Source organism: Rhizobium acaciae (assembly GCF_025941625.1).
Lineage (GTDB): Bacteria > Pseudomonadota > Alphaproteobacteria > Rhizobiales > Rhizobiaceae > Rhizobium > Rhizobium acaciae.
This window is the reverse complement of sequence record NZ_JAPCZO010000012.1, coordinates 163,432-189,348: the sequence shown is the minus strand read 5'-3', so window position 1 is coordinate 189,348 and position 25,917 is coordinate 163,432. Positions and strand designations below refer to the sequence as shown.

General features: G+C 62.7%; 25 protein-coding genes. 17 read left to right on the top strand and 8 right to left on the bottom strand.

Annotation, left to right across the window (positions count from 1 at the left end):
• The first annotated feature begins 118 nt into the window (after positions 1 to 118).
• The 4 genes from OLZ32_RS20265 to OLZ32_RS20250 all read left to right on the top strand — a co-directional run bounded on the left by OLZ32_RS20265 (position 119) and on the right by OLZ32_RS20250 (position 4,197).
• Positions 119 to 667: an HdeD family acid-resistance protein gene (locus OLZ32_RS20265; protein WP_018068794.1), complete on the top strand. Its 549-nt coding sequence runs from the start codon at positions 119 to 121 to the stop codon at positions 665 to 667.
• A 219-nt stretch (positions 668 to 886) separates the two neighbouring features.
• Positions 887 to 1,129, top strand: a complete 243-nt coding sequence (locus OLZ32_RS20260) for a ribbon-helix-helix domain-containing protein (RefSeq protein WP_003546415.1) — start codon at positions 887 to 889, stop codon at positions 1,127 to 1,129.
• A gap of 113 nt (positions 1,130 to 1,242) precedes the next feature.
• Entirely contained in the window at positions 1,243 to 3,120 is a 1,878-nt protein-coding gene (locus OLZ32_RS20255; RefSeq protein ID WP_264422295.1) for a bifunctional diguanylate cyclase/phosphodiesterase, read from the top strand.
• A gap of 78 nt (positions 3,121 to 3,198) precedes the next feature.
• Positions 3,199 to 4,197: an NAD(P)H-quinone oxidoreductase gene (locus OLZ32_RS20250; protein ID WP_017990738.1), complete on the top strand. Its 999-nt coding sequence runs from the start codon at positions 3,199 to 3,201 to the stop codon at positions 4,195 to 4,197.
• A 93-nt stretch (positions 4,198 to 4,290) separates the two neighbouring features.
• On the opposite strand, the gene OLZ32_RS20245 is transcribed toward OLZ32_RS20250, so the two are convergent.
• Positions 4,291 to 5,730: an MFS transporter gene (locus OLZ32_RS20245; protein WP_264422292.1), complete on the bottom strand. Its 1,440-nt coding sequence runs from the start codon at positions 5,728 to 5,730 to the stop codon at positions 4,291 to 4,293.
• A 101-nt stretch (positions 5,731 to 5,831) separates the two neighbouring features.
• Here OLZ32_RS20245 and OLZ32_RS20240 point away from each other — a divergent pair, with 101 nt between their 5' ends.
• Positions 5,832 to 6,455, top strand: coding sequence for a helix-turn-helix transcriptional regulator (locus OLZ32_RS20240; protein ID WP_264422290.1), 624 nt, complete (start codon positions 5,832 to 5,834; stop codon positions 6,453 to 6,455).
• A gap of 25 nt (positions 6,456 to 6,480) precedes the next feature.
• On the opposite strand, the gene OLZ32_RS20235 is transcribed toward OLZ32_RS20240, so the two are convergent.
• The gene (locus tag OLZ32_RS20235; protein ID WP_003546425.1) at positions 6,481 to 7,692 is read right to left on the bottom strand and encodes an MFS transporter; all 1,212 of its coding nucleotides are present in this window, start codon (positions 7,690 to 7,692) and stop codon (positions 6,481 to 6,483) included.
• Positions 7,693 to 8,468: 776 nt separating this feature from the next.
• On the opposite strand from OLZ32_RS20235, the gene OLZ32_RS20230 reads away from it, so the two are divergent.
• Positions 8,469 to 9,476, top strand: coding sequence for an asparaginase (locus tag OLZ32_RS20230; RefSeq protein WP_264397366.1), 1,008 nt, complete (start codon positions 8,469 to 8,471; stop codon positions 9,474 to 9,476).
• A 131-nt stretch (positions 9,477 to 9,607) separates the two neighbouring features.
• On the top strand, positions 9,608 to 10,348 hold the full coding sequence (locus OLZ32_RS20225) for a hypothetical protein (protein WP_264422287.1): 741 nt from the start codon (positions 9,608 to 9,610) through the stop codon (positions 10,346 to 10,348).
• Here the strand turns inward: OLZ32_RS20225 and OLZ32_RS20220 are convergent.
• Entirely contained in the window at positions 10,323 to 11,078 is a 756-nt protein-coding gene (locus tag OLZ32_RS20220; protein ID WP_264397368.1) for a DeoR/GlpR family DNA-binding transcription regulator, read from the bottom strand. The two genes, OLZ32_RS20225 and OLZ32_RS20220, sit on opposite strands and share 26 nt — an antisense overlap.
• A 140-nt stretch (positions 11,079 to 11,218) precedes the next feature.
• On the opposite strand from OLZ32_RS20220, the gene OLZ32_RS20215 reads away from it, so the two are divergent.
• A complete protein-coding gene (locus tag OLZ32_RS20215; RefSeq protein WP_003546432.1) occupies positions 11,219 to 11,575 on the top strand; it encodes a hypothetical protein in 357 nt (118 codons plus the stop codon).
• Positions 11,576 to 11,939: 364 nt separating this feature from the next.
• Positions 11,940 to 12,560, top strand: a complete 621-nt coding sequence (locus tag OLZ32_RS20210) for a glutathione S-transferase family protein (protein ID WP_264397369.1) — start codon at positions 11,940 to 11,942, stop codon at positions 12,558 to 12,560.
• On the opposite strand, the gene OLZ32_RS20205 is transcribed toward OLZ32_RS20210, so the two are convergent.
• Positions 12,545 to 12,910 carry an MmcQ/YjbR family DNA-binding protein gene (locus OLZ32_RS20205; protein WP_264422285.1) on the bottom strand — a complete coding sequence of 122 codons (366 nt, stop codon included), beginning with the start codon at positions 12,908 to 12,910 and terminating at the stop codon, positions 12,545 to 12,547. The genes OLZ32_RS20210 and OLZ32_RS20205 overlap by 16 nt on opposite strands.
• Positions 12,911 to 12,948: 38 nt before the next feature.
• Positions 12,949 to 13,149, bottom strand: a complete 201-nt coding sequence (locus OLZ32_RS20200; RefSeq protein WP_264397370.1) for a hypothetical protein — start codon at positions 13,147 to 13,149, stop codon at positions 12,949 to 12,951.
• Between the two features lie 174 nt (positions 13,150 to 13,323).
• Here OLZ32_RS20200 and OLZ32_RS20195 point away from each other — a divergent pair, with 174 nt between their 5' ends.
• Positions 13,324 to 14,220, top strand: a complete 897-nt coding sequence (locus tag OLZ32_RS20195; RefSeq protein ID WP_264397371.1) for a LysR substrate-binding domain-containing protein — start codon at positions 13,324 to 13,326, stop codon at positions 14,218 to 14,220.
• Between the two features lie 3 nt (positions 14,221 to 14,223).
• Here the strand turns inward: OLZ32_RS20195 and OLZ32_RS20190 are convergent, their stop codons facing one another.
• Both OLZ32_RS20190 and OLZ32_RS20185 read right to left on the bottom strand, forming a co-directional pair.
• Complete coding sequence (locus OLZ32_RS20190) at positions 14,224 to 14,889, bottom strand: glutathione S-transferase family protein (protein ID WP_264422283.1); 666 nt, start codon at positions 14,887 to 14,889, stop codon at positions 14,224 to 14,226.
• Between the two features lie 101 nt (positions 14,890 to 14,990).
• Positions 14,991 to 16,358, bottom strand: coding sequence for a TIGR03808 family TAT-translocated repetitive protein (locus tag OLZ32_RS20185; RefSeq protein ID WP_264422371.1), 1,368 nt, complete (start codon positions 16,356 to 16,358; stop codon positions 14,991 to 14,993).
• A 255-nt stretch (positions 16,359 to 16,613) separates the two neighbouring features.
• Here OLZ32_RS20185 and OLZ32_RS20180 point away from each other — a divergent pair, with 255 nt between their 5' ends.
• The gene (locus OLZ32_RS20180) at positions 16,614 to 18,911 is read left to right on the top strand and encodes a sensor domain-containing protein (protein ID WP_264422280.1); all 2,298 of its coding nucleotides are present in this window, start codon (positions 16,614 to 16,616) and stop codon (positions 18,909 to 18,911) included.
• 3 nt (positions 18,912 to 18,914) lie between these two features.
• Here the strand turns inward: OLZ32_RS20180 and OLZ32_RS20175 are convergent, their stop codons facing one another.
• Positions 18,915 to 19,886, bottom strand: coding sequence for a glycerophosphodiester phosphodiesterase family protein (locus OLZ32_RS20175; RefSeq protein ID WP_264422278.1), 972 nt, complete (start codon positions 19,884 to 19,886; stop codon positions 18,915 to 18,917).
• Positions 19,887 to 19,990: 104 nt separating this feature from the next.
• Here OLZ32_RS20175 and OLZ32_RS20170 point away from each other — a divergent pair, with 104 nt between their 5' ends.
• The 6 genes from OLZ32_RS20170 (at position 19,991) to OLZ32_RS20145 (ending at position 25,822) form a co-directional block, all read left to right on the top strand.
• Positions 19,991 to 20,797: an alpha/beta fold hydrolase gene (locus tag OLZ32_RS20170; RefSeq protein ID WP_264422369.1), complete on the top strand. Its 807-nt coding sequence runs from the start codon at positions 19,991 to 19,993 to the stop codon at positions 20,795 to 20,797.
• A gap of 88 nt (positions 20,798 to 20,885) precedes the next feature.
• Entirely contained in the window at positions 20,886 to 21,896 is a 1,011-nt protein-coding gene (locus OLZ32_RS20165) for a ligase-associated DNA damage response exonuclease (RefSeq protein ID WP_003546452.1), read from the top strand.
• A gap of 226 nt (positions 21,897 to 22,122) precedes the next feature.
• Entirely contained in the window at positions 22,123 to 23,748 is a 1,626-nt protein-coding gene (locus OLZ32_RS20160; protein ID WP_264422275.1) for a cisplatin damage response ATP-dependent DNA ligase, read from the top strand.
• 116 nt (positions 23,749 to 23,864) lie between these two features.
• Positions 23,865 to 24,785 carry an alpha/beta hydrolase family protein gene (locus OLZ32_RS20155; protein WP_003546455.1) on the top strand — a complete coding sequence of 307 codons (921 nt, stop codon included), beginning with the start codon at positions 23,865 to 23,867 and terminating at the stop codon, positions 24,783 to 24,785.
• Between the two features lie 46 nt (positions 24,786 to 24,831).
• Positions 24,832 to 25,068, top strand: a complete 237-nt coding sequence (locus tag OLZ32_RS20150; protein WP_003546458.1) for a hypothetical protein — start codon at positions 24,832 to 24,834, stop codon at positions 25,066 to 25,068.
• Positions 25,069 to 25,123: 55 nt separating this feature from the next.
• Entirely contained in the window at positions 25,124 to 25,822 is a 699-nt protein-coding gene (locus OLZ32_RS20145) for a nucleotidyl transferase AbiEii/AbiGii toxin family protein (protein ID WP_319641122.1), read from the top strand.
• Positions 25,823 to 25,917 lie beyond the last annotated feature (95 nt).

The window sequence follows — 25,917 nt, the reverse complement described above, 5'->3', positions numbered from 1 at the left end:
AGCCAAGGTATTTTTGATTGACTGATCAATCAATAAAAATCTTTCTCGATTTGATTTAGCGCAGATCTTTTCTTGAAAAATTGCTGCAGCATATGTTGAATCCAACAGGAGGTGCGTCATGGCCGATGTCTTCGAGGGAACGCCGACATCTTCGCTGCAGTCGAAATGGATCTGGTTCGTCGGCCTCGGCGTGCTGTTGCTCGTCTGCGGTCTGATCGCGCTCGGCAATCTGATGCTCGCCACCGTCGTCTCGGTCTATTATGTCGGCATGCTGATGCTGGCCGGCGGCGTGATCTATCTGGTCCACGCCTTCCAGGTGCGCGGCTGGGATCATGTGCTGTTCTGGATGCTGAGCGGCCTGCTCTATGTGCTTGCCGGCATCTGCGCCTTCGTCAATCCGATCCTGACTTCGGCGGCGCTGACGCTGTTTCTCTCGCTCGCCCTCGTCATCGCCGGCGTCTTCCGCACCTGGGTCGGCATGCGCATGAAGCCGGTCAAGGGCTGGCGCTGGATCGTTGCAAGCGGCGTCATCACCGCCCTTGCCGGTTTCGTCATCGCGCTCGGCTGGCCGGTGAACAGCCTCTGGATCCTCGGCCTGTTCCTGGCGGCCGATCTTATCGTCCAGGGCTCGACTGTGATCGCCTTCGGCCTCGGCATCCGCCGTTGAGATTGTGGAGAGCGGCCGTTCTTTTTTTGACAAGACCCGTTCTTTTTTGACAAGACTAGGACAGGGGATTAGACTTAACGGGTTACAGGCCGGTCCCGCGCAAGCGAACGGTCTGAGTGCGAATGCACCAAGGCACCGGCGGGATCGCCGAGAATGCTAAAAATGGTCATGCGTCCCCCAGAGGCAGGGTTCTGCCTGATCAGAAAAGGGAGGAAGTTCATGCCGATGGTCACCGTTTCCATCTCTCCGCAACAGGCAGCGGGCATCCGCGCCGCCGTCGATAATGGCGGTTATGCCTCGAGCAGCGAGGTCGTCCGCGAAGCGCTCCGCCTGTGGGATAGCACCCGCAAGCTCAATGAGTTCCGGGATGATGTTCTCGACGACGAGGGCGTTCCGTCAGGCGGCAGATGCGTCGCCGACATGTTCGCCGATCACGAGGCGGAGCGCCGCCGCTCCGCCTGAACAAGCGTTTGATTGTATTGGAAAAATTGAATGAACGCGGAGCGCGTGGGGCACCCTTGCGCGTTTCACAAAACTTTCACATTGGCGAAAGAGTTCATTGACCCTTCTGCGGCATGTTCCACGCGAAAAAGAACAAGTCGCAGTGGAGATCAGCCACAATGAAGACCGGCCACGTGAAGACTGGGGTGTCCTTGGCTGCCACCGTCGCGCCGGATGTCCTGCGCCGCTACGCCAGCGATCAGATCGTAACCCTTGCCAAGCTCGTGGTCGAAAATGCCTTTCAGCCGATCGTCGAGGCCGGCACCGGCACGGTCTTCGGCTACGAATCCCTGATGCGCGGCCAGGATCGCATTGGCTACGAGACGCCGGTCGACATCCTCGACGAGGCTCACCAGGCTGGCCAACTGCTGCAGCTCGAACAGATGGTCGCCAGCCGCGCGCTCGCCAAATTCGCAACGCTGTCGAATTACTCCACCGCGACGCTGTTCCTCAATCTCGATGTCCGGCTCATCCCGCATGGCGAAAGCCTGGTCGAAACCCTGCTGCAACACCTGCGCAAGGCCAATATTCCGCCATCCTCCGTCTGCTTCGAATTCTCCGAACGTTTCGACAATACCAGCGTGCCGGAATTTTCCGGCCTGGTTTCCAGGCTGCGCAAGGCCGGTTTCAAGCTGGCGATCGACGATTTCGGCGTCGGCCATGGCGAGATGAAGCTGCTCTGCGATTATGCCGTCGATTATCTCAAGATCGACCGTCATTTCGTCGCCGCGATTGATCGCAGCCCGCGCAAGCGTCATCTCTTGAAAAGCATCGTCAACATTGCCCACGTGCTCGGCACGCGCGTCGTCGCCGAAGGCATCGAGACCGAGGCCGAATTCATCGCCTGCCGCGAATATGGTGTCGACCTCGTCCAGGGCTGGTTCATCTCCCGCCCGACGACGCATATATCGGAGCTGGCGCCGTCCTTCCCGCACCTGCAGGAGCTCGGCAAGAGCAAACGGGGCAGCCAGTCGCTCGACGAAATCCTCATCCGCAAGCAGATCGAGCTGCTGCCGACGGTCTATGAGAACGACAGCATCGACAGCGTTTTCGAACTCTTCCGCCGCAATCCGCGTCAGGCCTTCTTTCCCGTCCTCAACGCCAATGACGAGCCGCGCGGCATCATCCACGAGCATCACCTCAAGGAGTATATCTACCAGCCCTTCGGCCGCGATCTCTTAAAGAACAAGATGTATGAGCGCAGCATCTCGCATTTCGTCGAAATGGCGCCGATCGTCGGCCTCGACAGCGACGCCGAGCAGCTGATGGCGATCTTCGCCAATATGGAAGGCAGCAACTGCCTGATCCTGACCGACAATATGCGTTATGCCGGCGTCGTCTCGGCCGCCTCGCTGATCAAGGTCATCAACGAGAAACAGCTGAAGACCGCGCAGGACCAGAACCCGCTGACCGGCCTGCCGGGCAATCGCGCCATCCGCGATTTCATGCGTCAATCCGGCCGCGACGGCGATGAGCTCCGCCACTTCTGCTATTGCGACTTCGACAATTTCAAGCCGTTCAACGATGCCTATGGCTTCCATCTCGGTGACCACGCGATCTCGCTGTTTGCCGCGCTGATGCGCCGCTATTTCTTCGCCGAGCGCCATTTCCTCGGCCATGTCGGCGGCGACGATTTCTTCATCGGCATCGTCGGCTGGACCAAGGAAGAGCTGACGGAGATCCTCGACCGGCTGATCAGCGATTTCCACGACGACGTGCGGGATTTCTATTCCGACGAGGATCGCGCCGCCGGCCGCATCCTCGGTCACGACCGCACCGGCGCCGAAGCTTTGTTCCCGCTGATGCGCTGCTCGATCGGCGTCATCGAACTGCCGGAAGGCCTCGTTGTTGACGATATCAACCGCGTCAGCGCCGAAATCGCCATCATCAAGTCGGCCGCCAAGGACAGCGAGGAAGGTCTCGTCTTCCATTTGCTGGGCGAGGCGAATTGACGCCTTTGCCACATCGTGCCTTCCCAAGCCTGCGGGGCTGATTTATTCCGGTTTCTTCCGATTAGGGAGGAGCCGGTCATGCCATTGCCTCAGGATATGCGTTTCGTCGATCTGCCGTCCTTTGGCGGACCGGAGGTGATGACGATCGGCAGGCGTTCGCTTCCTGTGCCCGGCGACGGGGATGTCCTGGTGCGCGCCGAGGCGATCGGCGTCAATCGCCCGGATATTGCCCAGCGCCAGGGCAACTATCCCGCGCCGAAGGGTGCGAGCCCGATCCTCGGCCTGGAATTGTCGGGCGAAATCGTTGCCGTCGGCCCGGGCGTCAGCGGCAATGCCGTCGGCGACAAGGTCTGCGGCCTCGCCAATGGCGGCGCCTACGCCGAATATTGCCTGCTGCCTGCAGGCCAGATCCTGCCCTTTCCCAAAGGCTATGACGCGGTGAAGGCGGCAGCTTTGCCTGAGACCTTCTTCACCGTCTGGGCCAACCTCTTCCAGATGGCCGGGTTGACGGAAGGAGAGACGGTGCTGATCCATGGCGGTTCCAGCGGCATCGGCACGACGGCGATCCAGCTCGCCCGCGCCTTCGGCGCCGAGGTCTACGCGACGGCGGGCTCGAAGGAGAAATGCGAAGCCTGCGAAAAGCTTGGCGCCAAACGCGCGATCAACTACCGGACCGAGGATTTCGCCGAGGTGATCAAGGCCGAGACCGGCCACGGCGTCGATATCATCCTCGACATGATCGGTGCCGCCTATTTCGAGCGCAACATCGCCTCGCTGGCGAGGGACGGCTGCCTGTCGATCATCGCCTTCCTCGGTGGCGCGATCGCCGAAAAGGTCAATCTCTCGCCGATCATGGTCAAGCGCTTGACGGTCACCGGCTCCACCATGCGCCCGCGCACGGCGGAAGAAAAACGCGCCATCCGCGACGATCTTCTCTCCGAGGTCTGGCCGCTGCTGGAAGCCGGCACCGTCGCCCCCGTCATCCACAAGGTCTTTGCCTTCGAAGAGGTCGTCGAAGCCCACCGGCTGCTGGAAGACGGCAGCCATGTCGGCAAGGTCATGCTGCGCGTCGGCTAGAGCAATTCCAGCAAAAGTGTGCAGCGGTTTTGCCAGGCAAAGCGCGAAGCGCTTTTGCCGGGAATTGCGCCAAAACAAAGAGATAGGGCGCTCTTAGTGCGTCCTATCGGATGCGCGGGACGGTAATGTCAGCGACACCGCGACCGCGAGAACACCGGGCAGCGCCATCAGCAGATAGAGCCAGTGCGCCGCCGACAGGGCGCCTGGTATGCCGCCGGGATGAACGAGGCCGGCACCATTGGCGATGACGCCGGCAAAGGCGGCCCCAAACGCCCCACCGAGCGAACTCATCGTCGGGATCGCGGCGGAAGCCTTGTCCTTCTCGTTGTCGGCGACGAGCCTCAAAACCATGGCGACGAGATGCGCCCAGCCGAGACCGATGCCGAAGCCCATCATGAACATGCCGATCGCCGCCGGCACGATGATCAGCATATGCCCCTCGGGATTGACCTTGGCCAGGAAGACGGCGAGGCAAGCGGTCGCCGCCGCCTCGATGAGGGCGCCGATGACGATTGCCCAATAGGCTCGGCGGCCGGTCAGCGAGCCGCTGAGGAAGGCAGCGAATGTCCAGCCGAGGGCAACGAGCGCCACCAAATAACCCGATAGGAGTGGTGCCACCCCATGCAGGGTCTGCAGGAAATAGGGAATAAAGACATCGCTGACGAGCACGACGGTCATGGCGAGCATCGTCAGATAGACCCGTGCAATCGGCCGGGAAAGGCTGACGGCGCCGGACGGCAAGAGCCGGTTCGGGCTTCGGCCCTCGATGAAGAGCATGCCGGCGACCGCGACGACCGAGGCCGCGATCAAAGCGATTTTCGCGCCCGTCGTCTCGATCGCGCCGGCCGCACTCACCATCAGCACGGCGGCAAGCAGCAGTCCGATCTGGGCAACCGGGGTTTTCTCCTGCTCGCGGTCGTCCTCGACCTCGGGCAGAAGCCGAGGCGCCAGGAACGCCATCAGCAGGCCGAGCGGCACGAGCACGATGAAAGCATAGCGCCAGGCGTGGCCCGAAGAAAAGAAGCCGCCGAGCGTCGGCCCGATGACGGTCGAGACCCCCCAGATTGCCGCGTAGAGCGTCGATGCCTTCGGCCATAGCGGCTCGGGATAGACGAAGCGGATGAAGGCATAGCCGAGCGCGGCAAGCGCCCCTGTTCCCAGACCCTGCACCGCACGTCCGATCAGCACCACCGGCATCGACGGTGCGGCTGCGGCAATCAGGCTGCCGGCGCCGAAGACCAGTGCTGCGATCACATAGACGGATCGAAGCCCGATGCCGCGCGGCCGCATGGCGACGAAGATCGAGCCGAGCACGGCGGCGGCGACGAACAGGCTGGTGACCCAGGAAAACAGCGCGAGGCCGCCGATGTCGCGCACGATCGAAGGCGCGATCGTCGCCATGATGTAACTTTCCACCGCATAAAGCGTCACGCCGCCGGCCAGCATCAATGTTGCCGGCAAGTGCTCGGGCAGGAAGAGGCGGAAGACGGAGCTGGCGCTGGGGATGGCTGCTGTCTGGTCGATATTCGACATGGGAGGACCCCGAGATTTTTGCTGGCGAAGGATTATATTCCAAGTTATAAATTGGAAAATTGCATGCTACCTCGATTAAAACAAGATTTGACTTGGAAAATATGCGTCAGTCCCCAGCCAACCGGATCCTGATCCTGATAAAGACCGACGGGCCGCAGCTCGCCGCCGCGATCGGCGATGCGCTCGGCATTTCGGGCGAGGCCGCCCGCCAGCAACTGTCGAAGATGGCGGAGGAGGGGCTGGTGGAACCGGTCACAGTTGCCGCCACGGGCCGGGGCCGGCCGCGCCAGCTCTGGCACCTGACAGCCAGCGGCAACCGCCAGTTCCCGGATGGCCATGCCGAGCTGACGGCAAACCTCCTCGGCACGCTCGTCGAACAGCTCGGCCCCGCAGCCCTCGATACCGTCATTTCCGCCCGCGAGGGCGAGACGCTGAAGCGCTATCGGGAGGAACTCAGCCAGGCGCATGACCTTGCCGCACGTGTCGAGGCCCTTGCCGGTATCCGCACCCGCGAGGGTTATATGGCCGATTGTTGGAGGCAAGCAGACGGCACCTTCATGCTGGTCGAAAACCACTGCCCGATCTGTGCGGCCGCCACCGCCTGCGCGGGCTTCTGCCGCTCCGAACTCGAGACCTTCCGCGCCGTCCTCAGCGCCGAGGTCGAGCGCAGCGAACACATCCTCGCCGGCGCCCGCCGCTGCGCCTATCGCATCATGCCAGGTTGAGGCGTGGCGATCGGAACGTCATGCTTCAGGCCGGCTGCCGCGCCTGCCGCTTGCTGCTTTCGAGATAGAGCAGCACTCCGATCGATGCGAGACCCGCGGCCGCGCCGACGAAGGCGGTGCCGGAATAATCGGTGATCGCGGTGCCGAAGGCGAAGAGGCCGGCGCTGATGCCAACCCCAATGAACGTGTTCAGCGAGATCAGCGAGGTTCCGAGCCCCGGCCGGTCCGCGATCAGGTCCTGCAGATAGGTGATCGGCACGCTGAGGATCGCTGCCGCCCCGCAGGCATTGAAGAGGAGGAGTGCGTAGACGTGCCAGGGTGCGGAAGCAAAGCCGAGCAGCAGCAGATAGACGCAATAGATCAGCGCGCCGAAGGCGAGCACATGCACAGTTCGGAAGCGGCGCTGCGCAAAGCCCCACATCATCATGAACGGCATCTCGAGCAAGGCCGTCAAACCTGCCATCAAGCCGACATCGACCACAGTGCCGCCGGCCGCATGGGTGATGATCAGCGGCAGGAGCATGGCGTTCAGCCGCTGCAGCCCGAACAGCATCGCCATGACGATGACGCGCGACAGCACATGCGGCACGAAAATCCGTTTCAGTGAAGCAAAGAAGCCGACTGGATCGGGGGCAGGGCCGCCGGCGCCATTTCCGGGTGCGAAGAAGAAATACAGGCAGAAGCAGGTGCAGCTTGCCAATGCCGCGATCCCATAGGCCGGCGTCATCGACGGCGAACTAACGAGATAAAGGCCGATCAACCCCGGCGCCAGCGCCCATGAGCCGGAAAAGAGCGCCCGCACCGTTGCAGTGATCGCCGCCCCCTGGCCACGGTCCATCTGGTTGGTCCTGGCGCGCAGGCTGGCAAACAGCAGCGAATAGGTGGAATTGCTCATCGGAACCAGCAACAGCGTGGAGAAGATGAAGACCACGGGGCTATGAATGATCGCGATCGACCCGAAGCCGAGCATGCCGGCGACGCAAAGCCCCAGCACCAGCGGCCGGCGCTCCTTCAGCCTGTCCGACCAGATGCCGAGCGTCAGGCTCGTCGTGACGTTGACGATCGAAGAGAAGAACACCAATGCCGAATAGGCGCCATTGCTCAAGCCGAGTTCATTGATCCCGATGATCGACTGATAGGGCGCGGTCGACGCATAGGTGAAGGCGAGCGCGACGAGGGTCACGGTCGGAATACGGATCCTGTTGTCACGAAGGATCAAGGAAAAGGTGGATGGCATGGGGCGGTTCCTGATGCACCACTCTTAGCTGCATCGGACCTATCAGAGAAACGATAGTTTTAGATTGCTTCGGTCAATTTATGTGATGAATGTTTGGACGATGTGATCGCGGCCAGAGCCCGCAGCGAGGCTGAACGCCTACTTCAGAATTTCGCGACCAAATTCGAGAGCCAGAAGTCGATTTGCCCGAAGGGAAGCACCTTTCCCAAAAATCCGACCAGAGCTGACGTGCTGACGATCAGCGCTAGCCCCAGAAGTGTTCCGAGGATTATTCCAACGCTCGCCTTTGCCGGCCGGCGTGCCAGCTAACACGCCAGACTCAGAGAGACAATTGTGAAGAATGCCAACAATGTGGACTCTGAAATGGAAACGCCCGATTGCAAAACAATTCCTTGGAATGTGAACTGGGTTGCACGATAGCGTCTCGATGCGTCGAAACTCAAGGCCTGGGATGGGGGAGGTTGCGGCGCGAGCGGCAGGAGGCGCAATTCCGGTCGACTTCGCTGTACTTGCTCCAGAGGCTCACCCCACCCTCCGTCTTCCTCGGGCTTGACCCGAGGATCCACGCCGGCCTCCAGCGGCAGCGGGCATGGATCCTCGGCTCAAGGCCGAGGAGGACGGAATATGCGGTGACGTCCAGCCACAGATAGAGCCGGTGCGCTATCAGCAGGCACCCGCGCAGCCGCCTAAACCCTGGCAAAACGTCGACCCCGTTGGCTTTCCCCGCGTGACGGGTTATGGACTGCGCTATCCCGCCAGTATCCGGACAAAAGCTCATGACCAATCCCGTCACCGTCGAAGTCACCCGCGGCCTGCTCGTCGAAAGTCGCCATCGCGGCGCGGTGGCTGTGGTCGATGGCGATGGCAAGCTTGTCTTCTCGCTGGGCGACATCGAGGCCGCGGTCTTCCCGCGCTCGTCCTGCAAGGCGATGCAGGCGCTGCCGCTGGTCGAGAGTGGTGCTGCCGATGCCTATGGCTTCGGCGACAAGGAATTGGCGCTGGCCTGCGCCTCGCATAATGGCGAGGAGGAGCATGTGACGCTTGCCGCGTCCATGCTGTCGCGTGCCGGCCGGGATGTCGAAACGCTGGAATGCGGCGCCCACTGGTCGATGAGCCAGAAGATCCTGATCCAGCAGGCTCGCACGCTCGACGCACCGACCGCGCTGCACAACAATTGCTCAGGAAAACATGCCGGTTTCATCTGCGCCTGCTGCCATCAGGACCTCGATCCGAAGGGCTATGTCGGCGCCCAGCACCCGCTGCAGGTCGAGATCCGCGCGGCGATGGAAAGCCTCACCGGCGCCGTGATTGGCGCCGATAGCTGCGGCACCGACGGCTGCTCGATCCCGACCTATGCCGTGCCGCTGCGCAGCCTGGCCCATGGTTTTGCCAAAATGGCGACCGGCACCGGCCTCGAACCCCTGCGTGCCAGGGCATCCCGCCGCCTGATCGAGGCCTGCATGGCCGAGCCCTTCTATGTCGCCGGCTCCGGCCGCGCCTGCACTGCGCTGATGCAGATCGCCCCCGGCCGCATCTTCGTCAAGACAGGCGCCGAGGGCGTCTTCTGCGCCGCGATCCCGGAAAAGGGAATCGCCATCGCGCTCAAATGCGAAGATGGCATGACCCGCGCCGCCGAAGCCATGGTGGCGGCGACACTCGCCCGCTTCTTCGAGACGGAGGATGAGGTGCATGCGGCATTGACGGCCTATGCCGCAACGCCGATGCGCAATTGGAACGGCATCCATGTCGGCGATATCAGGGTCACCTCTGCCTTGGCCGGGTGAGTGCGAGCTTACATATATAAGTTATTAAAAAAATAAGAATTACCTAATATAAAAAGGGATACGTCCTGCGATTGCGGATGCACCCTTTCGCGGCGACGTGAGCACAGTCCTGGAAGCCGTGAGGGCAGGGCATGTTTGCAGGCCGCTATCTCTGGTGGATGCTGATGGGGATCGGCATCTTCATGTTCGCCGCGCTGAGCCTCGATTATATCACCTGGCTCACGATCCAGTTGTCCGGCTGCGGCGATATGGCCGGCGCCTGCGAGCCGGTCCTCCGGCTGATATCGGGCATGCTCAAACCCGCCTGCATCTGGGCTGCAATCGGCATACTCTTCATGGCAACGCTGCTGCGTCTTCACACTATCTCGCTCCTCTGGTTCTGGGGACCGATCGTCGCTGTCTGGTTCGTCGCCTCCACGCCGATCCTCCTCTTCCTGGCAGCGGATGCGGCGGCTCTGACGCAACCCGCCACCTTGGCGGCGCTGCCCGTCGCCTTGCTGTTTCTGGTTGTTTTCATCGCCTATCTCGTGATTGCCGTCGAAGATGGCGACAGGCCGCCGCTTGCAGCCTCGCTGCCGTTGCGCCTCACACTCCGCCTGACGGCGGTCTACGGCGCGCTTGCCGGTTTAGCCTTCATGCCGGAACTGTCGCGGATCGCCGGGACCCTGCTGGATATGCCGGCACTTTCCGTCGTCATCGCGCTGGCGCAGCCATATCTGCAGACGGTGCTCACCCTTGGAACCGGCAGCATGGCGCCGGCCTATGCCGTGCTGGCGGCCTTCATCGCGGCCCTTGCCGCAAGCCTCTTGCCGCATGCTGCCGCGCCGCAACCCTCCCGCAGCGCCATCATGCTGCGGCGATTGCGCCGTTGAGATCGCGATAGGGTTTCAACTCTTCGGCCGTCATCTCCACGGGCACGATCAGCCCCGCCACTTCGGAAATGCCGAGCACCGGGCAGGGCGAGACGAGGTCGAACTTCTCCTCGGTCAGCAGCACATGCGTTTCAGCCGCGCAGCGGGCGATGTGCCGCTTGATCGCCGCTTCCTCGAAATCGCCGGTGGAAAGCCCGTGCACCGGATGCGCCGCGGTGACGCCGAGGAAGAAGAGATCGGGGCGCAGCTGCGAGATCGCCGCTGCCGCCGCGGCCCCCGTCGCCACCATCGAATGTTTGTAGAGCCGTCCGCCGGTGAGGATCACCTCGGCTGTCGGGTGGTGTTCCAGCTCGGCGGCGATGGTCGGGCTGTGGGTCGCAACCGTCAGCGGCATGTCGCGCGGCAGTTGCCGGGCGATCTCCGCCGTCGTCGTGCCGCCGTCGAGGAAGATCATCTGACCGGGCTTGACCATCGCCGCCGCCGCCGCGCCGAGCCGCGCCTTGATCTGCGACGAGACGCTGCGCCGAGCGGTGAAGTCAGGCAGATCAGGCGCCAGCGGCATCGCCCCGCCATGCACCCGTTTCAACAGCCCCTCCGCCGCCATTTCCCGGAGGTCACGCCGGATCGTGTCTTCCGAAAGGGCGAAATCCTCGGCGACGCGCTTGGCGACCACCTGGCCGTCACGGCGCAGGATGTCGAGAATGAGGGTCTTGCGTTGCGTTGTCAGCATGATCTCTCTGCACGAAATTAAACATAATAGCCCGATATTGCACGAAGTGACTCGACATTCAAGAAATATCGTGCATTTTCACGAAATCCCGTGCATGAGGCCGGGAGTGCTCACGCAGAAGCGGAGCGAAGGAGTAGATCATGTTGATTTTGATTGCCGGGCCCTATCGGTCCGGAACGGGCGACGACCCGGAAAAGATGGCCGCCAACCTGAAGCGACTGGAAGCGCCTTCGCACGCGCTGTTTGAAGCCGGCCATGTGCCGATGATCGGCGAATGGGTGGCCCTGCCGATCTGGCACGCCGCCGGCGGCCGGTCGGTCGGCGACGCGCTCTACGAAGAGATCTTCCACCCGGTCGCCGGCCGGCTGCTGCAGCTCTGCGAAGGCGTGCTGCGCCTGCCCGGCGATTCCAAGGGAGCGGACAACGACGTCCGCATCGCCCGGGAACGCGGCATTCCGGTCTGGCACAGGCTGGAGGATGTGCCGGGCTGCGGCTGAGCGGGTTTTTGGCCTCGTCAGACGTGAGAGCGTCGCAGCAGAGTGTATTCGCTCCTTGGCAGATAAGACAAGCTCGAGCGCAAGAGCGGCCCCTCACCCTAACCCTCTCCCCGTAAAAGCGGGGCGAGGGGACGTGCCTTGCGCGAGGTGAGTGGGGAATGGAGAGGTCGCCGCATATCCCCTTCGCCCCGCCTGCGGGGAGAAGGTGGCGGCAGCCGGATGAGGGGCGAGGCACGGCACATCGATTATGCCCTCGCGCCCGACGCACCCACCCTTGTCCCGATGGACGATCAAAACCCAATCCCACCAGTTCCGACCCGCGCACCGCTACGCTATAACCCTTGCCGAAAGGGAGTCGAGAACCATGCTGACACTATACTACGCGCCGGGAACCTGCGCGCTCGCAAGCCTTATTGCCCTGGAAGAATCCGGCCTGGCCTTCGAAGTCAAGAAGATCAGCCTCCGCGATGGCGAGCAGCGCGCGCCGGACTATCTGAAGATCAACCCGAAGGGCCGTGTGCCGGCACTCGTCACCGATTATGGCGTGCTGACGGAAACGCCGGCGATCCTGGCCTATATCGCCCAGAGCGCGCCGGCCGCCAAGCTGGCGCCGCTTGACGACGCCTTTGAATTTGCCAGGCTCCAGTCCTTCAACAGCTATATCTGCTCGACCGTGCATGTGAACCATGCCCATCGCCCGCGCGGCTCGCGCTGGGCCGACGAGCCGGCGGCAATCGAGGCGATGAAGGCCAAGGTGCCGCAGAATATGGCCGATTGTTTCACGCTGATCGAGCAGACGATGTTCGAAGGCCCATGGGTGATGGGCGAAGCCTATTCGCTCGCCGATCCCTACCTCTTCGTCATGACCGACTGGCTGCCATCGGACGGCATCGATCCCGCCCGGTTCGAAAAGGCGAGCGACCATCACGCCCGCATGCTGCAGCGCCCCGCCGTGCAGCGGGCGCTGGCCTATGATCGGGCCTGATCCTTAAATCCGGCGGCAAGCTTCTTCGGCGCCCGGAACAGCCAGGCGCCGATCAGCCGCAGCCGCAATTCCTCGTCGCCGATCACGGCGGCGCGCACCGGCAGATGCGGCCAGCCGACATAATGATCGGTTTGAAAATAGACGTCGGGCGCCATCTCCAGCAGGTGATCCTTGTCGTCGAGCGAAATCGAGATCACGATCGTCTCGGCGTTCTTCACCGCCACAAAACTCTTGCCGCCGACCGTCAGCGCCGGATTGCCGTAGGAGGTGCTCTCCTCGACATCGGGCAGCCCGGCTTCCGCCGCCAACCGTTTCAGACGTTCGAAGATCGCATCGACATGACAGGCCATGGTACCGCCCTTGCTGCCAGGGCGAACCTATCATATTTTCACGCGCATTTCGCCAGCGGCGACTTGGCCTCTGCTTGAAAGTCGGCCGGCATTCCGAGCGGCAGATCGGCGATTTCGCGCATCGACATGCGCTCGACCTCGGGATGCCGCAACGGATCGTCCTTCCAGGCTGGGGCATCGCCAATTTCCGCGGTGCCCACAGCAAGGGCTGGTCTCAAGAAAAACTTCAGCAATGACATGGCATGCCTCGCTTTCTCAGTGGCGCGGAACAGATAGTGCAGTGGCTGACGCCCGCTGAACCATCGCATTTCCCGCAGACTGCACGTTCGAATGGATTGCCTATGCTTGCAATGTCGGCCTCAACAGGCAGATTTTCAATTGAGATTAATGCGGCGCCGCTATAGAAAAACTATATGAAGAACTTGAATATGGTCCATCTCAACGGCCTGCGCGCGCTGGAAGCCGTCGGTCGTCTCGGCTCGCTGCAGGCAGCGGCCGACGAACTCGGCGTCTCGGTCGGCGCTGTCAGCCAGCAGGTCATCAAGGCCGAAGCCCAACTCGGTCAGGTGATCTTCGAGCGCACCGCCAGGGGCATGATTGCCACCGAAGCCGGCCGGCCGGTGCTGTTGGCACTTGACGAGGGTTTCGCCCGTCTTTCGGCGGCGGTGTCGATCGCCAGCCGCAAGGACGATGCGATCCTGACGATTTCGGTGGCGCCGGTTTTCGCCGCCCGCTGGCTCGTTCATCGGCTCGATCGCTTCGCCGAGCGTCATCCCGACATCAAGCTGCGGCTGGATGCGACCACCAATCTCGTCAATCCGGCGCTTTGCGACGTCGATATCGGCATCCGCGTCGGCAACGGCAAGTGGCCTGACGTGAAGGCCGAACTGTTGTTGGCACAGGAGGTCTTTCCCGTCTGCTCCCCCGAGATGGCGGCGAATTTGAAGGAACCCGCCGATATCCTCGCACTGCCTGCCATCATCGATGGCCGCGCCATGTTCACCTGGGAGGTCTGGATGCGCGAGGCCGGACTATCCGGCGCAACGCTTCCAACCCGCCACGTCTTCAACGACGCCTCGCTCTGCCTCGATGCGGCGATCGCCGGCCAGGGCGTCATGCTGGCCTGGCAGACCCTTGCCGCCTTTGCGCTCGCCGAAGGCCGGCTGGCCGCCCCTTTCGGTATTCGTGCGCAGACCGGCTTCGGCCATTACTTCGTCACCGCCGAAGGCACGCGCGAGCCGAAGAAGGTGAGAGATTTCAAGGCCTGGATCCGCGAGGAAATGGCCGGCACATTGGCTCTCTTCCGGTAGTCCTCACACCTCGATCGGTTCCTTGGCCCGCGCTGCCTGCATCGCCTTATAGGCCAGGCGGGACTGGCATCGCTCGATCCAGGCTTTGATATTCGGATGCGCATCGAACAGCGCCTCTTCGCTCTGGGCGTAGCGCAGCACCTCGGCGATGTTGAGATCGGCGACGGTGAAGTGGTCGCCGACGATCCATTGCCGGCCGGCAAGGTGGCCTTCGAGAACCGCCAGCGGCCTGCGTAGCGACCGGCAGGCGACCGCGATCGTCTGTTGGCCCTCGTCGCTATTTTCGAGCCCGTTATCATAGGTGAGCACGATCTTCACCGTAAGCGGCTCGACCTGCGAAGCCGCCCAGACCGTCCACATCGTCAGCAATCCGTCTTCTTCGACGGTTTGGCCGGAAAGCGGTCCGCCGTCTCTCCGCGCCAGGTAGAGATTGATCGCCAGCGACTCGTGCATGACGAGGTCGCCGTCCCTGATGCTGGGGATCTGCGCCATTGGATTGACGGCGATGAAATCAGGCGAATGCGTATTGAGGGGCGCATCCGTTGAGAGCGGTTCTGCCAGCCGCCTTGCCTGCAGCACCGGCACCGATTGGAATGCGAGCCCGAGTTCCTCCGCCATCCAGTAGACGCGAGACGCGCGCGATCGATAGACCCCGTAGATTGTCAGCATGAACGATATCCCCTCGATGTTATCCCGAGGGACCGTAGATGCCGTACCGATCCTGGAAAAGTCCTTGTTGCTGATGGGACGATGAAAGCTTTTGATGCCCTTTACGAAACGCGGTTCCGCTCCACGGTCAACTGCGCATAGGGCGAGCCGCCGCCCGCCATCTCGCCGGAGACCTTCTTCTCCCACTGAAAGCCGAGCACTGCCCCTTCGGAGGTCTCCTGGAACACGTTGTCGGTGATGACGGCTGTCCCCGCGCCATCGGCGACCGAAACGGCGCATCCCACGGGCGCCTTACGCACCACATTGCCTGTCACAACGACGTTGCGCAGATACGGCCCCCAGCCGATCTGCAGGCCCCAGCGCGGCGCGCCTTCGATCACATTGCCTGAAATCAGCGTGTCGGCCTCCGCCGCGATGCCGATGCCGAAGCCGACCTCGTGCTGATAGGGGCCGCGCAGCGTCAGGTTGCGCACGACATTGCCGGTGACGCTCGCCAGCCGGCCGCCCTCGTCGAAATTGGCGATCGAGATGCCGTTGGCCGCCCCGTCGATCATGTTGGCGGAAACGACGGCGCCCTCGAAGGCGAATTCGACATAGATCGCCGTCTCGCCGGAACGCCGGCACTGATTGCTGCTGATCTGGATGTCCGAGGCGGAATTGGCGCGGATCGCCGTAAAGGCGCAATCGGAGATCTGGTTGTTCACCACCATCACGCCGTCGGCGCGGAAGATGTTGATGCCGTTGCCGTTTTGCCCGGTGCCGCCGTCATTGGCGCGGATGCTGGAGATGCGGTTGCCGGAGACGACAGTGCCGTCCTCCGCCTTCTTCCAGCGATGCACCAGAATGCCGCCATTGCCGCAATCCAAAACGGTGTTGCCGGTGACCGAGAGGGTGGTGGAATCCACCGCGTAAAGCCCGGATTGGGCAGCCCCCGAAATGCGGCTACGCTCGATCCGCCCGCCGCAACGCTCCAGTTGCAGGCCGTGCTTGCGGCTGCCGCCGATCTCGCAATTGTCGATCAGCACCTCGTCGACACCGGTAAATTGCAACAGTCCGCCGGCATAGTCGCCAAGCCTGCGGTTGCCGCCGTCGATGACGAGATTGGAAAGCTCGATGCGCCGCACGTTCTCGGCCGAAAACAGATGGCCTTCGCCGGTATAGACGATCCGCGAGGCGCCCGGCACGCCAGTGATACGCGTGTTGTCCGGCAAAGTGAGATTGGAGACCCGGTAGGTGCCAGGCGGCAGGAACACCGGCACGTTCTCGCGCGCCGCCTGTTCGATCATCTGCTGCAGGTTGCTGGTCTTCCGGTCGCCGCTTTCGGGAATGGCGCGATAGTCCACCGCGTCGATCGCCCCGCGCAGATTGGGCTGAGCGGCCGCCGTCAGCGGCGAGGCAAGCGTGCGCGATGCCCCTCCCGCAACGGCCGAGGCGGCAAGAAAGAAAAGCATGTCGCGGCGTGAGGGCATCCGGAGATCACTTGTCATAACGCGCCCGTAGCAGGAAACGTGCCAGGCAGGCATGTATTCTTTTGGCACAGGCTGGGCAAGGGCGGATGAAATTGCCGTTATGGCCGAGGCCGACGGCAGGATCTCGCCGCTTATATTGTCGTCTTGTTCACCCTTTCATTTAAGCAAGCCGAAGGAAATGAGGACTACTTTGAAGGGAATTTCAATGATGACGAGTGCGGGATACGGCCTTCGGCCGGCGGGGAGAATGGCATCATGCACGAATTGGGTGCCAGGCGATGGGAATCAACCGATGCCCTGACGGCCGAAACGCGACGCATCGTCGCCGCGACGGAGGCAATGATGGCATCGACCGCCCACCACCTCTCCGAAGGCATCGAGAACCTGCGCCTCAAGGCGATCGTCCACGAACTTCCGGATTTCCTCTACGTCAAGGATCGTGACAGCCGCTTCGTCTTCGCCAACGCCGTCACCGCCAGCAGCCTCGGCCTGGAGCGCGCCGATCTGATCACCGGCAAGCGCGACTTCGACCTGTTCGATTTCGAGACGGCGCGCCGCCATTTCGACATCGAGCAGCAGATCATGGCGACGGGCGAAGCCCGCATCGACATGGAGGAATCCTACGTCCTTCCCGGCAGCAGAAGACCGATATGCCGGCTGACCTCGAAGATACCGCTGCGCAACGATCGCGGCGAGATCGTCGGCCTGATCGGCGTTTCCCGTGATATCACCGAACGCAAGCGCCAGGAGGATCTGCATCGCGGCCAGGCTAGCCTGCTCGAAATGATCGCCCGCAACGAGCCGTTGCCGATGATCCTCGAGGCCCTCGTGCTGATGATCGAGGCGCAACTGGATGGGATTGACGGATCGGTGCTGCTGCTCGACGGCGAGGGCATCAGGCTCTATCACGGCGCCTCTCCCAATCTGCCCGGCGGCTACAGCCGCCTGATCGATGGCGTCACGATCGGCCCCAAGGTCGGCTCCTGCGGCACTGCGGTGTGGCGCGGCCAGTCGGTGATCGTCGAGGATGTGACGATTGATCCGCTGTGGGAGGATTTCCGCGCGATGATCGCGCCGTTCGGCTTCCGCTCCTGCTGGTCGACGCCGATCGCCACCTCGCAGAACAACGTGCTCGGCACGTTCGCGCTCTATTCCCGGGAAGTCCGCCGTCCCACCGAGCACGAGATGACGCTGGTGGCGCTTGCTACCCATATCGCCGGCATCGCCATCGAGCGCAAGCGTGTCGACGACCGCATCCATTTCATGGCCCATCATGACGATCTGACGGGCCTGCCGAACCGCGCCTTCCTCAAGGAGCGGCTGGCGAGCATCCTCGACCAGGCCCGGCGCAACAACCGCAAGGTGACCGTGGCCTATATCGATCTCGACAATTTCAAGGACATCAACGACGGCCGCGGCCATGCCGCGGGCGACGAGGTTCTGAAAGAGACCGCCGCCCGCATGGCCAACAGCGTCAGGGCGTCCGATATGGTGGTGCGCCTCGGCGGCGATGAATTCCTCGTGGTGCTCGTCCACCAGTCGAGCCATGATGCCGGCATCACGCGCCGCCTTCGCGATCTGCAAAAGGCGATCAACCGGCCGATCCGCGGCGCGAACGGCGAGATCACTGTCACCTCGAGCATCGGCGTTGCCGCCTTCCCCTTCGATGGCGCGACCTCGGAAGAGCTTCTGGCCAATGCCGACCGCGCCATGTACCGCGCCAAGGAACTCGGCCGCAACACATTGCAGCATCACGATGGCGGCGGCACGCCTGTGGGAATGCCGCTCGGCGAGCAGGAGGAACTGCACCAGGCGATCACCGGCCACCAGCTGTTCCTGCAATACCAGCCGCAGGTCGATGTCGCCACCGGCCGCATCACCGGGCTCGAGGCGCTGGTGCGCTGGAACCATCCGGCAAAGGGCAGGGTGCCGCCGGTCAATTTCATTCCGCTGGCGGAAGAGACCGGCCTCATCGTTCCCCTCGGTCTCTGGGTGCTGAACGAGGCCTGCCGCCAGGCGCGCCACTGGCAGGAAATGGGCCTGGCACCGCTCACGATCGCCGTCAACGTCTCGGCCAAGCAGTTCGCCGATCCGGATTTCGCAACCCATGTCGCCGAGGCGCTGGAGCGCCACCGCCTGCAGTCCCGCTGGCTGGAGCTGGAGGTCACCGAAAGCGTGGTGATGCAGAATGCCGAACGGGCGCTCGCCATGATGGAAACGCTGCGGGGGCTTGGCGTGCGCCTGTCGATCGACGATTTCGGCTCCGGTTATTCCAGCCTGGCGGCACTGAAGACCTTCCCCTTCGATCGCCTGAAGATGGACCGCTCTCTGGTCGAGGCCCTGCCGGGCGACAAGACCGCCGTCGCCATCGCCTCGGCGGTCATTTCGCTGGCTCAGACGCTGAAGCTCTCGGTTCTCGCCGAAGGCGTCGAAACCGACGCCCAGATGGATTTCCTGCGCCAGGCGCACTGCGAGGAGGCGCAAGGCTTCCGCTTCTCCAAACCGGTCTCGCCGGAGGAGATCCCGGCATTGCTGCGGGCGCGTAGTCTCTGAGCTCTATTTCGCAAGCTTGCCGATCGCCTCGATCTCGTTGGTCCATATGCCCGCCGCATAGTTTGCCGGCAGCCGCGCCAGTAGCGTGGGGTCGTCGATGCCGGTGGAAAAATCGCTGCCGCGATAGGGGCCGAGCACGAAAACCTCGGTCCCGGCATCCGCCATCCGGTCGAGAAAACGATCCGGCCAGCCCCAGAGCCACGGCGCGATATTGATCGGCACCAGCATCATCGCATGTCTGCATTCGTCCGGCAGCAGGCCGGTCCAGCCATAGCCGATGTAGCCGAACAGGCAGCCCTTCAGGCTCTTGCGCGAGGCGGTCTTGATATCGGGCACGAGCCGGCGGATCACGTCGATCGGCTCGTCGCCGCCATAAACGATGATCTCGGCCCGTCGCTCAATGGAAAGCCCGTTGAGCACGGCGGCGAGCTTTTCACCCTCGGAAGGATCGCGGCTCTTGATGTTGATGAGGAAGCGCCGATCCGGAAAACTCGACAGCACCTCGGCAAGCGTCGGCATCATGCCGATGCCCCGGCCGCGAAAGGGAAAGGTCTTGCCGCCATCGGCGGTGTAACCATAGCCGATGTCGAGCCTCTTCATGTCAGCCATCGAATGCTCGCGCGTGACGCCGTGCCCGTCGGTTCGGCAGCCGAGCGTCCAGTCGTGAAAGACGGCGAACTGCCCATCCGTCGTCGGATGCACGTCGATCTCGACGATATCGGCGCCGGCCGCAAAGCCTGCCTGCATCGACGGGATGGTGTTTTCCAGATAGTCGTGTTTCGGCGGCAGCATGCGGCTTGCCGTGCAGGTGTCGTTCTTGAGATCGGTTTCGTCGAATCGCTGGGCGATGCCGCGATGCGCGAGCAGCACCGGTTTTCCCGGCCGATGTTCGGCAAGCAGGCTTGTATTGGTGAGGTAAATGCCCGCCGAAGCGAGCGCGATTGCCGCCGCGCAATAGAAAAGCTTCCTGCCCAATGCCGATCCCCCTGGTTGCATCGCAAGGGTTAGAAAGCGATTCTGGTTGTTCTTGGGCTGTTTTCCGGCTTTTCTATGCTGTGGCAACAATGAGTCTGATCGCTATGGAATTTGACGACGACGAGCTCATCCATTTCGAAGCGCATGGCGCCGCCCCGTTGCCGCCGGCCGTGGTCGAAGGGCATGTCGCCCATGACGGCGCCCGCATCTGGTATGCGAGCTACGGCTCTGGCCCACCCGTCATTCTGCTGCATGGCGGCCTCGGCCACAGCGGCAACTGGGGCCATCAAGTCCCGGCACTGTTGCGCCGCGGCCGCCGCGTCGTGCTTGTCGACAGCCGCGGCCATGGAAGAAGCACCCGCGATTCCCGTCCCTATAGCTACGAGTTGATGGCTTCAGATGTGCTTGCCGTCATGGACGCACTGCATGTCGAAAAGGCTGCGATCGTCGGCTGGAGCGACGGCGCCTGCATCGCATTGATCCTCGCCATGGCGGCGCCGTCGCGCGTCGAGGGCGTCTTCTTCTTCGCCTGCAACATGGATCCGAGCGGCACGCTGGATTTTGTTCCGACCCCGGTCATCGACCGATGCTTCAGCCGACACGCCAAGGATTATGCCGCATTGTCCACCACGCCGGGCGATTTTAATCCATTCGTCGAGGCGGTCAGCCTGATGATGCGAACGGAGCCGAACTATCAGGCCGCCGACTTGGGCCTGATCCGCGTGCCGGTCGCGATCGTCCTCGCCGAGCACGACGAATTCATCAAGCCGGACCATGCCGAATATCTTGCCCGCAGCATTCCGAACGCTGAGATGATCTATCTCAACGGTGTCAGCCATTTCGCGCCGCTGCAGCGGCCGTTGCAATTTAATGCCGCTGTGGAATCCTTCCTCGATGGAATAGGGTCGTGACGATCGCCGGCGTTGAGCCTCGGCGCATTCGCCAGTCCCTTCTTCCCGCCCTCTGGCCTCGCGCCCATTTCCCGCTATCTCTCGTTTCATGAGACCTGATGCGCTGCTTTATCCCGCCCCGGAGGGGCTCTATTGCCCGGAAGGCGGCTTTTATGTCGATCCGGTGCGGCCCGTCGAGCAGGCGCTCGTCACCCACGGCCATTCGGATCATGCCCGCCCCGGCCATGTGAACGTGCTTGCCACCCGCCAGACGCTCGACATCATGCGCTTGCGTTACGGCGACGGTTTCTGCGCCAGCGAGCAGGCGGCAGCCTTCGGTGAGGAGCTGCTGGTCAACGGCGTCAAGGTAAGTTTTCACCCGGCCGGCCATGTGCTCGGCTCCGCTCAGATCGCCATCGAGAAGAATGGCACCCGCATCGTCGTCTCCGGCGATTACAAGCGCCGACCGGACCCGACCTGCGCCGCCTATGTGCCGGTTGCCTGCGATGTCTTCATCACCGAGGCGACCTTCGGCCTGCCGGTCTTCCATCATCCCGACCCGATGGACGAGACGGCCAAGCTCTTGGCATCGCTGCGGCAATTTCCCGAGCGTACCCATCTCGTCGGCGCCTATGCGCTCGGCAAAGCCCAGCGCGTCATCCGGCTGCTGCGCGATGCCGGTTATGCCGAACCGATCTATATCCACGGCGCCATGGAAAAACTCTGCGACTATTATATCGAGCAGGGCATCGATCTCGGCGAGCTGCTGCCGGCGACGATCGAAAGCCGCGACAAGTCCGCTTTCAGGGGGGCGGTCGTCATCGGCCCGTCATCGGCCTTCGCTGATCGTTGGGCCCGGCGCTTCAACGAGCCGCTGCCGGCCTTCGCCTCCGGCTGGATGATGGTGCGCCAACGCGCCAAGCAGCTCGGCGTCGAACTGCCGCTCGTCATCTCCGATCATTGCGACTGGCCGGAACTGACGGAAACCATCCGCGAACTGCACCCGGCCGAGGTCTGGGTGACGCATGGCCGCGAGGAGGCCCTGGTGCGCTGGTGCCAGTTGCAGGGCATCAAGGCGAAGCCGCTGCATCTGGTGGGCTATGAGGATGAGGGGGATTGAGGATGGAGTTTGTTGTTGAAAACCCCTCCCCAACCCCTCCCCACAAGGGGGAGGGGCTAACCCGTGGCGCCGCCTTGCAAACCAAGCCTGCTGCATGCCTTGCGCTGGAAGATGAATGCGGCGAGGGCCGCGCGTTAAGTCCCTCCCCCTTGTGGAGAGGGGTTGGGGAGGGGTCTTTTCCATATGCCATTGGGGAGGGGCCTTCCCCCCGAGCAGGGACGCACCCATGAAAGCCTTCGCCGACCTCCTCGACCGCCTGGTGCTGACCCCCAGCCGCAACGGCAAGCTGAAGCTGCTGACCGACTATTTCCGCGACACGCCGGATCCGGACCGCGGCTACGGCCTTGCCGCCATCGCCGGCACGCTGGAGGTGCGCAACGTCAAGCCCGCCATGCTGCGCGAGCTGGTGCTGGAGCGCATGGACGAGGTGCTGTTTCGCTATTCCTACGATTATGTCGGCGATCTTGCCGAAACCATCTCGCTCGTCTGGGACAATGAGAGGGATATCGACCGCTCGGCCCTTGCCCAGCCGCGTCTCGGCGAGGTCGTCACCGGCATGAATGCGCTCGGCCGCACCGAAGTGCGCAGCTACGTCCGCGATCTCCTCGACCGGCTGGATTCGTCCGGCCGTTTCGCCTTCATCAAGCTTGCCACCGGCGCCATGCGCATCGGCGTTTCCGCCCGCCTTGCCAAGCAGGCGCTCGCCGATCTCGGCGATAAGGACGTCACCGAGATCGAAACCCTCTGGCATGGCCTGCAGCCACCCTATGAGACGCTGTTCGAATGGCTGGCGGATGGCGGCGAAAAACCGGTGCTGGCCACACCGGCGATTTTCCATTCCGTCATGCTCGCCAATGCGGTGGAGGAGGGGGATCTGACCGGTCTCGATCCAGTGAATTATGCCGCCGAATGGAAATGGGACGGCATCCGCGTCCAGCTCTCCCGCTCCGGCGACAGGCGCAAGATCTATTCCCGCTCCGGCGACGACATATCAGGCGCCTTTCCCGATATTCTCGACGCGATCAGTTTTTCCGGCGTCGTCGACGGCGAGCTGCTGGTCGGCGGCACCGCCCGCTCCAACAGCCCGACCCGCACCTTCTCCGACCTGCAGCAGCGCCTGAACCGCAAGACGGTGACGGCAAAGATGCTGGGCGATTACCCCGCCTTCATCCGTACCTATGACCTGCTCTTCGATGGCGACGACGACGTCCGCGGCCGCACCTATGTCGATCGCCGCGATCGGCTGACCGAGATCATCGACCGCGCCCCGCACGACCGTTTCGACCTCTCGCCGCTCGTGCCGTTCTCGTCGTGGGAAGAGCTCGATACTCTGCGCGCCGCCCCGCCCGATCCGGTCATCGAAGGCGTGATGATCAAGCGCCGCGACAGCATCTACCAGGCCGGCCGCATGAAGGGCCCCTGGTTCAAGTGGAAGCGCAATCCCTATAATGTCGATGCGGTGCTGATGTATGCCCAGCGCGGCCACGGCAAGCGCTCCAGCTATTATTCCGATTTCACCTTCGGCGTCTGGGCCGATGACGAGGACGGCGAACAACTGGTGCCCGTCGGCAAGGCCTATTTCGGCTTTACCGATGCCGAGCTCGAGGTGCTCGATAAATTCGTGCGCGATAATACCACGGAGCGTTTCGGCCCGGTGCGCGCCGTGCGCGCCGACAAGGATTTCGGCTTCGTCGTCGAGGTAGCCTTCGAGGGCATCAACCGCTCGACCCGGCACAAATCAGGGGTCGCCATGCGCTTCCCCCGCATCGCCCGCCTTCGCCCCGACAAACCCTCCTACGAGGCCGACCGGCTGCGCACGCTGATCGCCATGATCGAGGCCAAGCCGGCGTGAAGTTGCAAGCCCTGCGCAACAATGACGCAGGGCAATATTTTCAACAGCATGTGTATTGGCGGCAACGATCTTCCGGTGCAGATTCTGCGTGCCGGGGAAATGATGGATGCTGCGTTATGAGCTCGCGTGAACGAAATTCCCTTTTCCTCCAGCGCCGTGCCGTGCTGGCGGGTCTCGCCGGTGCACTTGTCCTGCCGCGCATGGCGGCCGCTTTCGATGTCCCGGACGAGCCGCGCCTTGCCAAGCGCGACTACGCCAAGGTCCGCCACCACTTCCGCACCAAGCTGTTGCAGAAAGGGCCGGCGCCTGACAAATACGAACCGCTGAATGCGCCTGCCAATGCCGACAAGATCTTCTACCGCTCCGGTTACGGCGAGCTGGAGCTGGCGGCCTGGGTTTCCAAATACAAGCGCGACCGCGCCGCCAGGCCGGCCGTGCTCTTCCTGCACGGCGGCAATGCCATGGGCATCGGCCATTGGCAGCTGATGAAGCCCTATATGGATGCCGGTTATATCGTGATGATGCCGTCGTTGCGTGGCGAAAACGGCCAGATGGGCAATTTTTCCGGCTTCTACGACGAGGTCGACGACGTGCTCGCCGCCACCGAGCGCCTGGCGCATCTGCCGGGTGTCGATCCCGAGCGCCTGTTCATCGCCGGCCACAGCATCGGCGGCACGCTGACCATGCTGACGGCGATGACCACCCACAAATTCCGCGCCGCTGCACCGATTTCGGGCAACCCCGATGCCTTCCGCTTCTTCAACCGCTATCCGCAGGATATTCGTTTCGACGACAGCAACGCGCATGAATTCGAGGTGCGTTCGGCGCTGTGTTACGCCCACAGCTTCAAATGCCCGGTCCGCGTCGTCCATGGCACCGAGGAGCCGCATTTCAACGACCGCGCCGATCTGCTGGCCCGCCGCGCCCGCGGCGCCGGCGTTCATATCGAAACGGAAACCGTCGCCGGCAATCACACCTCGGCGCTGCCGGCCGAGATCGAACAAAGCATCCGCTTCTTCCACGGGGTGGCGGCCTGAATTCCAGCCGCTTCAAATTGAGGGCCATTGGCCCTATATTGCTGGAATGACGACGAACGCTAAGAGCATGCCAGAGAGCATGATTGTGCCGAACGACTTCCCCGAGCTGAAATCGCTCGCCTGGAATCGCGATCCCGCGCGCGCCATGCCCGCCGGCGAGGCCTTCGCGCTTTACGAGCGCAACTGGCGTTTTGTCGATACCAGCAGGCTGAGCGAGCGCGAGACGCAGCTGATCCGCGAACTGGCCGCCACCTATGGTAACGGCGTCCTGCTCGTTTCCTGATTTTCCGTTTCTTTATCCCTAGCATCTATGCTTGGCGGAAATCGGGTGACCCATTATGGAATTCAGACGTCCGGAACATCGCACCATCGCCATGGCCCTTCAGTTGATGGAGGCTGATTTTCTTCTGGCCAACAAATGTTGGTTTGCCGGCGGAACCGCCATTGTCATGCATCTCGACGAATACCGACTGTCGCTTGATGTCGATTTTCTCTGTGCGGATGGCGACGGATATCGCGTCTTGCGTACGGCGGCGGTCGAAAGCGGACCAGGGGCCTTTTTCGCAAAGCCGGTTGCCGCGCTCCGAGACTTCAGGACAGACCAATACGGCATCCGCACGGTCCTTACCCTCGACGGGCAGCCGATTCGCTTTGAAATCGTGCGCGAGGCGCGGATTGCACTTGAGGGTACTGTCGATCCACGGCTGAGTGTTCCCATGCTCTCGCTGCCGGATATGTTCGCCGAAAAACTGCTCGCCAATGCTGACCGCTGCCAGGACAGGGCCGTTGCCTATCGTGATGCTATAGATCTCGGCATGCTTCTCACCCGATACGTGGAAATTCCCGCTGTCGCTGTTCTCAAGACGACGGAAGCTTATGGGCAGGACATTGAACGCAAGATCGGTTGGGTCCTCGCCAGACTTGAGGACGAGGCTGAATTGAGGCATGCCGCAAGTGTTCTGCAGATGGATGGCGATCTTGCCGTGCGGGCGATCACCGCGCTTCGCGGCGAAGCCCGACGGCTCTGGTCGTCTTAGCCCCCGGCTTTCCCACCTCAACACCAGCCTCGCGCCAGCCGCGAATGCCATCGTTCCAGCAGATATCGCTGTCTCGCCGATCGTTGATAAGGGTG